Origin of the sequence: Corynebacterium sp. HMSC074C03 (genome assembly GCF_001838285.1) — a bacterium.
Classification (GTDB): Bacteria; Actinomycetota; Actinomycetes; order Mycobacteriales; family Mycobacteriaceae; genus Corynebacterium; species Corynebacterium amycolatum.
The window spans coordinates 1-14,273 of the sequence record NZ_KV836203.1 but is presented as its reverse complement, the minus strand read 5'-3'; the positions used below and the strand labels follow the sequence as shown (position 1 = coordinate 14,273).

Annotated in this window: 7 protein-coding genes; 3 read left to right on the top strand and 4 right to left on the bottom strand. The window is 58.6% G+C overall.

What is annotated here, in order from left to right:
• Positions 1 to 13 precede the first annotated feature (13 nt).
• Positions 14 to 295, bottom strand: a complete 282-nt coding sequence (locus tag HMPREF2847_RS04190; protein WP_038628049.1) for a DUF3618 domain-containing protein — start codon at positions 293 to 295, stop codon at positions 14 to 16.
• Positions 296 to 445: 150 nt separating this feature from the next.
• On the opposite strand from HMPREF2847_RS04190, the gene bcp reads away from it, so the two are divergent.
• From bcp to HMPREF2847_RS04175, 3 genes are all read left to right on the top strand, one after another.
• Positions 446 to 973: a thioredoxin-dependent thiol peroxidase gene (bcp, locus tag HMPREF2847_RS04185; RefSeq protein ID WP_070851633.1), complete on the top strand. Its 528-nt coding sequence runs from the start codon at positions 446 to 448 to the stop codon at positions 971 to 973.
• A gap of 75 nt (positions 974 to 1,048) precedes the next feature.
• Positions 1,049 to 1,708 (top strand): TetR/AcrR family transcriptional regulator, encoded by a 660-nt coding sequence (locus HMPREF2847_RS04180; RefSeq protein WP_070429773.1) that lies wholly within the window; start codon positions 1,049 to 1,051, stop codon positions 1,706 to 1,708.
• A 159-nt stretch (positions 1,709 to 1,867) separates the two neighbouring features.
• Positions 1,868 to 3,619, top strand: coding sequence for a neocarzinostatin apoprotein domain-containing protein (locus HMPREF2847_RS04175; RefSeq protein WP_083327314.1), 1,752 nt, complete (start codon positions 1,868 to 1,870; stop codon positions 3,617 to 3,619).
• A 12-nt stretch (positions 3,620 to 3,631) separates the two neighbouring features.
• On the opposite strand, the gene HMPREF2847_RS04170 is transcribed toward HMPREF2847_RS04175, so the two are convergent.
• The 3 genes from HMPREF2847_RS04170 to HMPREF2847_RS04160 all read right to left on the bottom strand — a co-directional run bounded on the left by HMPREF2847_RS04170 (position 3,632) and on the right by HMPREF2847_RS04160 (position 13,738).
• Positions 3,632 to 4,036: a holo-ACP synthase AcpS gene (locus HMPREF2847_RS04170; protein ID WP_048733021.1), complete on the bottom strand. Its 405-nt coding sequence runs from the start codon at positions 4,034 to 4,036 to the stop codon at positions 3,632 to 3,634.
• Entirely contained in the window at positions 4,033 to 13,146 is a 9,114-nt protein-coding gene (locus HMPREF2847_RS04165) for a type I polyketide synthase (RefSeq protein WP_083327316.1), read from the bottom strand. Before HMPREF2847_RS04165 ends, HMPREF2847_RS04170 begins: the two co-directional genes overlap by 4 nt.
• A gap of 394 nt (positions 13,147 to 13,540) precedes the next feature.
• Positions 13,541 to 13,738, bottom strand: a complete 198-nt coding sequence (locus tag HMPREF2847_RS04160; protein ID WP_038628037.1) for a hypothetical protein — start codon at positions 13,736 to 13,738, stop codon at positions 13,541 to 13,543.
• Positions 13,739 to 14,273 lie beyond the last annotated feature (535 nt).

Below are 14,273 nucleotides of genomic sequence, written 5' to 3'. Positions count from 1 at the left end.
TAATTACTGAAAACTACTTAGCAGCAGTCTCAATCATCTCGCGAATGCGGTCGATTTCCTTGCTGCGATTGCGGTTACGACGAATGCCCATTGCGATGCCGCCAACAACGAGTGCGGCAACAACACCCAGTGCTGCCTGCACCTTAGGCTCATTCAGAGCATCGAAAACACGGGTCTTTGCGTCATCCGCAACGTTCTTCGGATTCGTTCGCACGGTTAGCTCATCCAGAGTACGGGCGAGCTGGTTACGGTTACGCTCAATATCGCGCTGGATATCTTCAATGCTGCGAGCCACGTAAACTCCCTAAAAAGTTGAATATCTAAAGTGATTGTTCGCCTAAAAGACTAACACTTCCGCTAAAGCAACGTGGGCGAGCACGGGGAAAAACTCAACGCGTTGCTTCAGAGTCGCCACGCACCGCTCCAGAGTCGATACGATTAAGCCATGACTACTTCTTCCTCCAGCGACAAAGAATACGGCCAGAACAACATCCGACTGGAAGCTGGCGATCCTGCCCCAGCGTTTACTCTTCTCAACGACGCCGAAGAGCAGGTTTCTCTGTCGGACTACGCGGGCAAGCCCGTGCTGATTTACTTCTACCCGCGGGCCAACACCCCAGGCTGCACCACTGAGGCATGCGACTTCCGCGATGAATCCGCAGCCCTGAACGATGCCGGCATTCCAGTCGTAGGTATTTCTCCGGACAAGCCGGCAAAACTCGCCAAGTTCCGTGAGGACCACGGCTTGAACTTCACCCTCCTGTCCGATCCGGACAAAGAAACCATGACCGCGTTCGGCGCTTTCGGCGAGAAGAAGAACTACGGCAAGGTTGTCCAGGGCGTCATCCGCTCGACTTTCCTGGTTAATGCCGAAGGAGAAATTGAAAAGGCCTGGTACAACGTTCGTGCCAAGGGGCACGTCCAGCGGGTGCTGCGTGATTTGGGCGTGGAATCACAGGCTTTCGACAGCTAGCTGGCCGCAAGGCCTGCTCTGGCCCCCGCCCCAAACTCTCATCTCATATCATCACGAGTAGACGGTTTCGTAGTAGTGACTCAATCCCAGGACGCACCAAACATTCTTCGTCCCCGTCGCACCCCAGCTCAGCAACGCAGCCGAGAGCGGTACGCACGCATGCTCAGCTCGGCACGCACCGTGCTCATCGAGCACGGGTTTGAGTCTTTCACTTTCGACGAAGTCGCTCGCATCGCAGATATCCCCATTGGTACGCTCTACCAATTCTTCGCAAACAAGTATGTGATGATCTGCGAGCTCGACCGTCAGGACACCGAGGCCGTCATCGAGGAAGTCTCACGCTTCGGCGAAACAGTCCCCACCCTGAAATGGCCGGAGTTTCTCTCGGAGTTCATCGATCACCTGGCAAAACTCTGGCGCGAGGACGTTTCTAGAAGAGCCGTGTGGCTGGCTGTTCAATCAACGCCCGCCACCCGCGCGACTGCAGAAGATACGAAGTCACGTCTGGTCAACGAGATTTCAAAAGTGCTGCGCCCGCTGGTGCCGTCGTCAAGCGATGCGGAACTGAACTTCATCTCCGACCTCATGATTAACGCCACGTACGCCCTGCTGAATTATGCGGTGGACCATCCGGGAAGCGATGCTGAGCGGGAAGCTCATTACGAGCTGACGGTGCAGGAAATCAAACGCATGACTATCTCTTATCTCATGAGCGTCGCAGAGGCAGCAGACTAGAAAGCTCCCCTCCCCACCTCGGCAGGGGCATTTATTGCCCTTACCAATACGCGGAGGGTAGGCTTGCCTTAGTTTACGCTTTACTCTGGTCAGCGCGGTGGGGTTCCCTGTTTTTCGCCGCGCCTGCGCCGGAACTCCCAAACAGAATCAGAGGTTTACATGTCCACGACGCAGGGCGCTTTCCGACGGAGTCTGCTTCCCCGCTCTATTGTTCTAGCTTCGGCAATCGTAGTGAGTACGGGATTCCTACCCGCAGTCCCCGCATCGGCACAGTCGCTGCCATCGATTGGACAGCTCGGCGGTTCGCTCCCCGGCATCGGTGACCTTCTCGGCGGTAGCACCGATCAGTCTGAGCGCCAGCTCTCCGTGACCCCTGCCACTGATCTTTCCGACGGCGCCACCGTGACCATCAAGGGAGTCGGCTACCCCGCTAACGCAAATATTTACCTGGCCCAGACAATCGAGAAGCCAAAGTCGGGCTACCCCTCGACCTATGGCGAAGCGGCCAAGGTCACGGTCGGCGCTGACGGAAGTTTTACGCAGGAGATGAAGGTCGCGACCAGCTTTGGCGATGTCGACTGCACCTCCACCCAGTGCTACGTAGCCTCCTTTACTGCGTTCCCTAATCTTTCTGACCGCAGCAATGACCAGTGGGTCCCCATCACTTTCAAGGCGGGTGCTACTTCCCAGGCTGCTCAATCGCAGGGTTCCACCGGCGCGGCACCGAGTGGTGGCCAGAGCACTGGTTCGGGCTCGCAGTCACCGTCGCAGTCACGAGGTAGCGCATCGGTGAGCCTATCCAAGACCTCAGACTTGAACCCGAGCGGCGACACCATTCGAGTCGAAGGCAAGGGATTCAAGACCTCTGGACCGGGCATCTACGTCGGTATCGCGCAAAATGACCAGATGGATGTGACCAACGCCGATTCCTTCGGCCCGGATACCAAGTTTGTGTCTACCTCTCGCGGCAACCTGAAGTCCGACGGCAGCTTCAGCGTGGATCTTCCGGTCAGCGCGAAGTTCGGCACGGCAGACTGCATGCAGAACGCTTGCTCGGTCTACACCATTGCTGCTCACGGTTCTTCCGACCGCAGCCAGGACACAGCGACAGCAGTATCGTTTGCCGGCGGAGCTGCCAAGCAGGACGCTACCCTGCCGTCCGGCGGTGGCTCCTCACAGTCCGCAGGCAGCGCAAGCTCCAGCGCCAGTGGTAGCACGGGGTCTAGTGGGTCGAGTAGCACCACCGGTTCCAGCGGCTCTAGCAGCTCCAGCAGCTCCAACGACAGCAGCTCCTCGACCGGAACCCCGGCGGTAAGCCTGTCCACCACGGAACTGAACCCATCGGGCAGCACCGCAATTACCGTCTCCGGCACCGGATTCAAAACCAGCGGCAACGGCATCTACGTCGCAGTGGCTGAGAAGAACAAGTTCTCCACCACCAACGCTGATGCTTTCTCCGCCGCTGAGTTTGTCCGCACCTCCCAGATGTCCGCCGACGGAAGCTTCTCTACCACGCTCAATGTCGAGGCCGTCACCTCGGCCGCCAACTGCGTCGAAAATGACTGCGCACTCTACACCTTTGCTGCACACGGTTCTTCCGACCGCAGCCAAGACACGGCCACGGATCTCAGCGTCGGTGGCTCCGCCAAAGAACGAGAAGAAGCTGTGAAGGCCGGTGCCTCCAAGACCGGAGAGTCCAAGGCCAGTGGCGCATCCAAGGCATCTGGCAAGGCTTCCGCAAAGTCCAACGCTTCCGGTAATGGGCCCGACGAAGCTGATGTGCAGACCCAGCAGGCCGCGACCAGCTCTCCGCTCCAAACAGTTGCAGTCGCCGGAACCGGCGCAATCCTGGGCGCGCTAATCTTCGGTGCTGGCATCCTGGTCGGTCGCCGTCAAAAGTCCGTCGATTAGCACTGCGCCGGACTAGTCCAAGCGTACGACGGCGATTGCGTATTCGCCGTCGTGCGAGATGCTTAACGACGGCCCCAGCTGCCACTCCTGATCGTGGAAATGGCGGCTCACAGCTCCGTGGAGACTGATGCTCACGCGACCGTAAGCATCCGGCTGCACCTCTATTTCCCGCCAGTCCAGCGCTTCTCGCGCAATCGGCGGTTGGCTGCCGAAGATAGTCTGCGACCAGGCCTTGATGAAGGCTTCCTTCGCAGCCCAGCGGCCCGCTAAGTGACGCGCCAGCGCGCCGCCGACTGCTCCGCGACGCTTTGCTATCAGTAGCTCAGCCGGTGTGAAAACCGCCTGCGCGAACTGACTTCCTGGCATATTCAGCTGCTCTTCGAAGCTCGGAATATAGACGAGGTCTACGCCAATCATGGTTGGAGGACACCATCGATCAGACGGGCGCCATCGGAAAGCAGAACGGCCTTTTCCAATGCAGCGGGTGAACCGAACCGACCACCGTCCGCCAGGTTTCGCTCGCGTGGACGCTCGTAGAGAGCTTCCCCACCGTAAATAGCCTCATCAATGCGACGCAGACCAGCCGCTTCGCGGTTGTGCGCCGCGCTACGCCAACGCTCCGCAGCCTCAGCGCCATCGTGCTGCACTATCGCTTGATAGAAAGCTTCCGGATGGACGACTGCCACCAGTGCCGAAACATGTCCGAACCCGAGCGAGGTAACAAAGCCAGCCTTCAGCGGCAACGTATTGCCGAAATTGACTGCCTTCGTTGGCCATACCAGACGCGAATGCTCAGCCAATGCGGGATCGACGCAGTCCAGCGATCGATTACCTGGCACAATGCCGCTGCGCAATACTTGAGTCAGACCAATGATCTGGAACGCTGCAGCTCCACCCTTGGCGTGCCCGGTCAGGGATTTCTGAGAGACCACCAGCAGCGGGTTCGAGCGCTCGCGACCGAGTTCATCTGCAATGCGTTCATGCAGTTCAGACTCATTGGGGTCATTGGCATTGGTCGAGGTATCGTGCTTGGACAACACCGCGACCTGATCCGCAGTGACATCGAGTGATGCAAGTGCGCGAGCCAACCGAGACTTCTCGCCGCCCTGAGCTGCCGCTAGTGCACCCAAACCCGGCGCCGGGATGGATGTGTGCGCGCCGTCGGCGAAGGACTGTGCGTATGCAACGACACCGAGCACGGGGAGTCCCATGTCACGAGCGATGTCTCCGCGAGCCAACAGCACCGTTCCGCCACCTTGCGACTCCACGAAGCCTCCGCGTCGACGATCGTTCGGCCTGGAGAAGTACGCATGGTCGATACCCTTATCTTCCATGGTGGCGGAGTCAGCTGTGGCGGCCATGTCGCCGAAACCTGTAATCCCCTCTGTGGATAAGTCATCGAAGCCACCTGCGACAACGAAATCTGCCTTACCCAGGGCTATCTTGTCGACGCCCTCCTCCACCGACACCGCTGCCGTTGCACAGGCTGCGACAGGGTGAATCATCTGTCCGTAGCCACCGACATAAGACTGCATAACGTGGGCGGCAATCACATTTGGCAATGCCTCCTGCAGGACGTCATTGGCTCGCGGTTGCCCCAGCAGGCCGTCGATGTAGAGACTGCGCAGCGACTCCATCGCACCAATACCTGTGCCCTGTGTCGACGACACTCGCGCCGGGTTGACCGCTTCCAGCAGTTGCGCTGGGCTGAAGCCCGATGACAGGAACGCATCAACAGTACAGACAATGTTCCACAAGCTCACGCGGTCCAGATTGTCCATCATGTCCGCCGGAATACCGTAGCGTGCCGGGTCAAAGCCCTGCGGAATCTGACCGCCAGCATAGCGGCTCATCGCCATTCGGCGCGGAACCTGAACCGGCGTGCCAGCGGCTCGTGTCACAAGCCACTGCCCTGTCTCAGCATCGAAGCTCGCAGTGGTGTTGTCCGGGTTGGAACTGACAAAAGTCTCCGCTGCCGCGCGATCGCGCACCGCAAAGCTCAACGCACGATCCAGGTAGACCGTGGTCAGCTCAGTCATCGTATTATCAACCAAATCGCCATCATCGGCGTAACGACGCACACCAACTCGCGCCAACACTTCATCGCGGTAGCGCGAAGCAATGTCGCTTTCTGCCAACGGTTGCCCATCGGCATCGCGCCAGCCACCCTCATAGGAAATCAGCCCCATTGACCAGGCTAATTCCACAATTCCCGCTGCAGAAATATCATCGACTTCGGCCTCAAAGCGCGTCCGGGAAGAACCGTACGGTCCAAGCTCACCGGCGCCCACGATGACCACCATGTCCTCCGGAGCCGCTGCGATGTCACCAAAGGTCGGTGTTGTCTGCGAAATCGGTCGACGCGGGCTTGGCAGGCCGCTTAAGACACGGCTTGACGACGGCTCCTGCGAGCGCGCCCCGCTAGCGACCTCGGAGTTTTGAGCTGATAGGCCAGCCGCCTGTGCAGCCTCCTGCGCCAATTGCGCAATGTTGAGGTCAACGTCACCCAATCCACCGGTGAGATCGGCCTGAATCGGGCGGGTTTGAGCATTCTTCCGAGTCTCCGAGCTCGCGAGCTCAATCAGTTCAGCTGCCATTTCTTCGGTGGAGAAGGTGCGGACTCCCTTTGCTTCCACTGCAGCAACCAACGGATCGTTTCCACCCATCAGGTTGGTTCCTCGGACCCAACCAATCTGTGCATGAGCCAGAGTGGTGCGCCTACGCCAAGCGTCCTCCACATTCCAGCGCGCCACCACTGCGTCGAGAGCGGCCTTGGCTTCACCATAGGCACCATCGCCGCCGAAGCGACCACGGTTCGGTGAACCCGGCAGCACCACGTGCAAACGATGCTGCAGATTATTGTCCCCGCCAAGTGCTGACATCCCTGCGATGAGTCGTTCCACCGACCACAGAAGCAGACGCATTTGGGTCTCGGACGCGGGACCGGCGTCGGCAAGCGAGCCCGAAACCGTAGGCGCCGCGAACGGGAATAGTAGCGTCGGTGACAGTGCGGGCTTGGTCACGACCACTTCCGCACCAATCGTCGTAGTCTGCTCGGTTCCAATCCAGTCGATAAGGGAATCCAGGTCCTGGAAACTGGACAAGTTTGCCGGTACCACCCACAGCTTCGCCTCGCCCTGCGCATTCACGCGATAGAGCTGCTTGTAGAAGCTCAGGCGTTCGCGTCCAAGGCGTGAAGTGGTAACAACAACGGTTGCACCCTGAGACAGCAGCTGTGCAGTTACGGCAGAACCAATCGAATTTGGCGATGCGCCGGTAACAACTGCAATGTCGGAGCTCATCGGCAGTTCGTCCACATTCGTGATGACCTCATCCGCCAACTGGCGGTAGATACTCGCCAACTGTGTCCGTCCTGCCTCGTCTGCCTTGGCAGCCCACCACTGTGCCTGCTCAACTGCGGTTTCATGGATACTGCCCGGCGCGGTGCCAGCCACATCCTCATCAGCGGCTGCCCATAGGCGCGCGAGGTCATCGCGGGAGGTGGCCCAGCGGTCGTCGAGAAGCACTGCCTTGGTGGGCGTAAACGTCGGGGTGACCAGCTTCGGCCAGTCCGCGCCGAGTTCAGCGGTGACAAGATTTACCAGGCTGCTGTCGGCGTCTTCGGCATCGAAGTCAATGGCATCGGTAATCTCGTGGCCGAGTTGCTCCAGAATCGTGCGTGCCGCGGTCGCAAGAATGCCTCGCTGACCTGTCAGTTTATCTGCAAACTCAGTGAGTGCAGCCGAGTCGACCACCCCAGCACCGCTGTCACCTGCCGACGGCTTAGCGACAGCTACACCGCGCTGCGTGGCGACCGCAAGGATCGCTTCATCGATTAGCTGGTTGAGTTCAGCAGTACTGGTTGGGGCGGCCGGTGCCAAATGCGCAAGATTGCCGCCGCGCAGGGATGCGCCCTCACGAGTACCAAGCATCATCTCAGCACTGACTGCGGTTGCCCACCCCTTGCCAAGCTGCCATTCACCCAGCACATAATCATCAATGTAATTCGCGCCTGCACCAGCGGGACCGGTAATCCGGCGAATACCGTCGGCAATGGCTTCGGAGAGGATCGGACCGAATGCCGAATACCCACTGGCCAAGCTATCAATCTTGTCCTTTAGATCCGCCAGTTCCGCATCTGCTGCCCCCTCGATTGAACCGAGGTCGAATTCCACTCCGAGATCGAGCAGCAGTTGATTGCGTCGAGATGAGACTCCATCGACCAGAGTCTCGATGGAGTCAGCGGCACCGAGCTGGTCGGGGCGCACCTTCGTCCATTGGCAAATAAGAACTTCCAGCGCTTCTGCCGGGCTGACGGAAATATCAGCAACTTCGGCAGCCGGAGTGGCAGAACTCGTGATCGTGGTGGCCTGTTCGGTCGCCGCGGATTGTTCGGCGGATACCGCCGGCTCCGCTGCGGCCGCTGCTCCCGCTTCTCCTGTTTCTCCCGCTGCTCCTGATTCTCCAGATAGAGCCTGCGCCGCGTCCTGCTCTGTTGTCACCTCCGACTCGGGCTCAGGCTTTTCCGGCTGAATTTGGTCGCGCATAAACACTGCATCAGCATCACGTTCGAGATTGAGCACTCGAATGTCCCGGCTTCGGTGACGGGGCAGCTGGCAGGTACGGGCAGCCAGGTTTGCCAGTGTGGGCGCTGTACCTACACCGACTTCAATAATGCGGCTGACGCCAAGATCCTCAAGCAGCAGATCCTGCGTTTCAATCCACCTCACCGGTGAGCAGAATTGCCAGGCCAGCAGCTCGACCAGCAACATGCGGGCCAGTCGCGCCGGGTTTTCAGCGGCAGAGTCGAAATCGGCAAGGATGTTTTCCAGAACGTCTGAGTCGACGACTGCAGCCATCTGGCGGACAAACTTCTCAGTCAGCTCAAAAGAGGTCGCGGTGAGATTCGGGATATAGCGTCCCACCAGGCGTTCTGGAGTGATTTCCGCTGGTAGCAGCCGCTCCAGGTGTTTACGGAAGGAATCCACACCGTCGCGCAGGACACTGGAGTGGAATGGCACATCAATACCTGGGATACGCACGAATCCCTTGCCGTCCGAGCTACGGCGCTCGCACTGTTCAGCCAATGCCGCCAGCCCCGCGACGGTGCCGGCGACGGCGTACTGCTTGCCTGCCAGGTTGAGATTTACGACTTCGAGGAACTCACCGGTTTCCTGCGACAACCGATTAACAAACTCAGTGACCTCGTCCTCGCCTACGCCAATCTTGTCCGGACGCAAGGCGCACAAACCATAGTTGGACCTCCCCTGCTCATCACGTTCGACCAGTTCATGCATGGTCAAACCGCGGCGGTAGACAACCTCCAACACGGCGTCTGCGTCAAGCGCACCAGCGAAAGCCGCCAGCGCGTTGTACTCACCGACAGAGTGTCCCGCAAAGTGAGCTGTTTCATCTAGCAGCCCTGCTTCACGGAGCTCCGCAACCTGTGCCAGCCCCAACGTCGCCATCGCAACCTGGGTGAACTGAGTCAGATTCAGAACACCTTCTGGGTGGAAATAGCGCACACCATCCACGACCACCTCTACCGGGTTGTCCCGGACAATAGCCAGTACGGAAAAGCCAAGCTTCTCTCGGGTCATCGCATCAGCCTGGTCCCACACGCGGCGGGCCGCTACGCTGCGAGTCCGAGCAGACAGCCCCATCCCCTGTGATTGAATCCCCTGACCAGGGAAGACATATGCGGTCGTCGGTGCGGCGATTACAGCAGTGGCGGTCAATACCAGCTCGCCATCTACTGTGGCCGTGACTTCGCGGACTTCACCGGCGCCTGGGCGGTCATCAAAACCACGGCGTTCGACAGAGAATTTCACTTGCTGTCCAGGTAGAACCGGGCTCAGCATAGTCGCAGTGAACTCAATCACCCGATTGCCAATGCCGGCATCCGACGTGACAACAGCCGCATGCTCGGCCATCGCCGACAGCCACATTCCATGGACAATAACCCCTGGTAGACCAGCTAGCGCAGCTGCACGGGAATCGACGTGGATAGGATTGCGATCGCCCGTGACATAGCTAAATGGCTCCATCGCCTTAGGCGCTTCCACGGTCAACGCACCGCGGAAACTCCGTGGCGTATCCGTGACCGTTGGAAATGGCACAGTGTTGGTCCGCGCTGTCTCGCCGCCGTTTCGGCCACGAATGGCAAAGCGTTCACTCAAGGTAGCGAGCAGCGTACCGCCATCACGAACCTCCGCGCGCACCACGACGAGTCGCCCTAAGTCCGTATCAACGACCTCGTCGACACGCGCACTAATCCGCAACGTTGTGGTTTCCTGCGGCAGAGCCCCAATCATACGAATGTGATGCTCAAGGTGAACAAGCGCGAGCATGCCCTCAACAACATCAATGCCGGTCTCAGTACGCGCCTGCGCGACTGCCGCAAAAATCGCTGGCCAAGCATGCCCAACCAACGCGTCCGGCACCGTCGCCTGTGACTCATCGCCGGCAGCTGCAATAGTGACCGCATCGTAGTCAGCCATCGCCATCGGATCCCACACGGATTCCCACTCCGCGACCCCATCGACGATGTTTGCAAGCTCACCGCCAGCTGCGATTCGCGTCAGCTCCCGCATCGCGGCTGTCGCATCCTCATGCTTAACGACGGGCACTGCGCCCACCCCTGCACTCTGGCACAGGCGAATTCGCAGTTTCGTATTCTCACCCGCAGCATCGGGCAGCGGCACCGTCAGCTGTGCCCAGACGAAGTCCTCCCCGACCTCATCATTGCTCCCATCAGCTCCAATGGTCTCCAGAATGGCACCAGTACCTGGGTGTTCCAGGCGTTGCGAACGAGAGACATCACTTGCGCCAGATACACATACCCACTCATGTTCCGCGCCAAGTGCCAGCGCCGGGTTCGACTGCTGTCGGCCAGCCCACCAAATCACAGGTGCTGCGAGCATCCGGCTGAGGGCGTCAACAGGTACCTCCGGCAGGTAGCCGGTATCCATCAATGCTTGTGCGGTAGCTTTTTCAAACCGGCCCAGAATCTCTGCTACTGGCTCATTCGCGCGGGTAATGCCCGAAACAGCTTGCGGCCCTGGGATGATGCAGACTTGATCCGCATCGTAGCGAGAGTCATGCGCCTGCCATAGGGAGTCCGATCGCCACCAGCGACGAACCTCAGCATCGATAACCGGAACGAATGGCACAGGTTTGCCGGGTGTGCGGCAGAGCTCAGAGATAAAGAAAGTGACATCTGCTGGGTGGAGCTGGGTATCCAGGTCCAACAGGCCGGATAGTCGCGAGATTTCCGTCTGCGGCTGGGTGCGCAAGCTGTCGCCGTCGGCAAGCGCGGCAAACGTGCCCGCATCGACTGCATTCAATCGTGCCTCTACACGGTCGACGAGTGCGACAAAGCGCGTCGACCACGTCGGATCGAGGAACGTCCCTTCGGGCGCACACAATTCGAGATAGCGATTCAGCACCTCGGCATACGTCATGGTGCTGACATCTCCGAAGTACGGCTTCGCGGTGGCGTTAATTGCCTCGATGATCTCTGCGCGTCGTTCAGTGACCTTAGTGAGATCACCTGCGACTTCGTCAAGCAATCTGCCTGCGCGTGCTGCGGCGTTATCAATTTCGTGGATATCAGCACCCAACTGGCTGCGCCCCGACGCCATGCCATCCATGGCGCTACCGGCGGGAATCCAGTTGTCAGTGCCGACGGTGTCGACCAGCATTTGTTTCACGGACTCAGAGGCGGTCGACTCCTTTGCCGCCATCGCAGCTGTGCCAATGATGACAGCATCTACCGGCATCGGCGCCAACCCGTAACGTGTCGACCACGTGCCCATCAGATAATCACGGGCCTGTTCTGGCTTGCCGATGCCACCGCCAACAGCAAGCACCACATCTCGCCTGCGGATCTTTGCGTAGGTGTTAATTAGCAGGTCATCGAGGTCTTCCCAGGAGTGATGGCCACCAGCACGCCCACCTTCAACCTGCATGATTATTGGATACGGTGTGTCCTGCTGCGCCAAGGTATCTGCAATTTCAAGCACCGACTCGATTTGTGCGATTGTGCCCGGCTTGAAGGAAATATGCGGAATTCCGCCCTCGCGCAGCTGCTTTACTAGCTCTACTGCCTCGTCCACCTCGGGGATGCCCGCAGAGATGGTGACACCATCAATCGGTCGCCCCGCTGCCACCGCACGCGGGAGCAAACGCCGGCTTCCAATATGCAAACCCCACAGGTACGGATCCAAAAACATGGTGTTGAACTGTGCACTGCGGCCCTCCTCGAGCAGTTCGGAGAGTCGCGCCACATTAGCCTCGAAGATCTCCGGCGTGACTTGGCCGCCACCGGCCAGCTCCGCCCAGAACCCCGCATTCGCAGCAGCCGCCACAATCTCAGGGTCGACGGTTGTCGGGGTCATACCACCGAGCAGAATGGGCGAGCGCCCGGTCAACTTGGTGAACTTCGTCTCGACACGGGGCTTATCCCCAGTGACCAAACGCGGTGCAAACTCCAGCCACGATGTCGGATGCTCAATGTCGCTCTCAGACAGGACGCCCCTCCCCGCAGCTGTTGCCGCAGCAATCACCGCTACGCCATAGCCTTCGGAGTTACGTTCTGTCAGCTTGACGACGCCTGTGTTCGGCCCCAGATCCAAAATGGTGGTTGCCCCTTGGTCGATGAGCCCCCGTACTTCGGCGCTCCAGTCACTGGGGTCAACCAAGATTGCACGCGCAAGCCGGTCCGCCGTTTCCGCATCTAGCCCAATGCGCTCAGCTCGCTCCACTACCCATGCCACGGCAGGTGCCAGCGCTGGGTGATGGAATGCGCCGCTAACTGGCAAAACTGTCCATTCGACTTCCCGCCCCTTCGGCTGCTGCGCTGCGAGCTGCTCTGCCAGCTGGTCTAGTTCATCTTGCTTGCCGATAACTACGCTAGTGGTCTGCGTATTCTTCAGACCGATGACGCAACCCTGTGGGAGCAAAGGTTCCAACTCCTCGACCGTCAGGCCAGAGATGCTCATCATCGGCGCGCGCCCAAATCCAGCTACTCGGCTTCCGCGCGCACACGCGACACCGATGAGGCGAGCAAGTGCAACAAGCTCTGCTGCCTTCTCTGGGTGAGCGACAATCTCAGCGGCAAGAACACCTTGCGAATGACCGGTTACCGCTACCGCTTCGGTGATATTAATTCCCTGCTTTGCCAGCAACTCGACAATGCCCAACTGTGCCAAGACGATGCCCGGGACGCTGACCGCAGGGTTGGTTGTATCTCCGGTAAAAGGCTCGTCTGTCACGAGTGAGATTGCCCAGCCAAAGGGGTCAAAACCTGCGGGAAGCTGGCCGATGAGATCGTCGTCAAGCGGTGCGAGCAGTTCCTCAGCGCGAGTGAAAACTTCGCGTAGTTTCTTTGAGTTGCCACTGGCCATGACGCTGGAGAGAGTGTCCAGCCATGGTTGCGATTGACCGGCAAAAGTGATTGCAAAAGCACCCAGATCTGGAGCAGTTACGACATTGGTCGACAAAGTGGCGAGTTTTTCGTATTTCACGTGGCTGAGGTCCTTATCTTGTGGGGTACGAAATGAAAACATATTTTGTTTCCAAATCCTTGCCAGGACACTATGCCATAAATCATGAGGAATCCATCATGTTTTTCTCGCGCAGTTTTGCGGCGCCATCAACGCGAAGATAATTTGCAGCCCCAAAACGAGAGGCCCGACACAGCTGCGACATCAGCGAACTCAATGTCCCGAAAGTGAAAGAACTTCGCAGGTAGAAAACAGTGTTCCCCTGTCGAGAAATTGCTTGCGCTTCATCCCCGTGGTGGCATCGGCGACGGAAAATGAAGCCACGATGACTGCGTCGATTTACACCTAATCGGTGATGAACATCACACTCAGAGTGAGTGTCAATGTGCGACTAGAACGCTCAGTTTTTCGCCAATTAATCGCCTAGCGCATCCAAAATTGCGGACTCCGCTTCTTCTAAGCGCCGCTCTGACTCTTCAAGGTCCTGCTGCGACCTACCGTCGCGCTCGACTTTGCCGTCGAAGATTGCGCAGGGATCATCGTTGACCACAGTGTCGTCGGGAACTATGCCACGACGCGCCATGTACTCATCCAGATGCATCGAGATGCTCATGTTGCCTCCCTGCTTCCACCTTACGATTCAAGATACGATTCGAGCAGTGTCATTGTATCGACAGGTTCGATTGCCTTCTTGTTTTCGGCTAGCCATGCAAGCGGACTTCGCCTGCCTGGAAACGTGGGGCCGTAGCGCTTGCCGCCTGGAGTGGCGTATCAAGCTTGGTAGCGCCCGCTTTTCAGCAGCCCGTAAACTACCGATGTTTTGTGCCCAATGCGTGCCCTTGAGCGGTCATTTTCCGGGGCATGCGGGCGATTAATGCATCTCGGTGTGTACTACTGCGAATAATGCGGATTAAGCAGCAAAACTGACACCTCCTAAAGCTACGGGCTGCAAGTGTGAAACTGTAGGGGTTTATGACACTTTCAGGCCATTTTTCGAGCCATTTTTGTCATAAACGCAGTCAGTAACTCGCATTGGCCCGCCGTCGCTAACATAACCGCAATCACTAGCTCGGGCAGGTAGCAAAAGGTGCCCATCCGTCGATACGCCGGGAGGGGGTTAAGTAAAGAAAAGTGTGTCCGCATGCCAC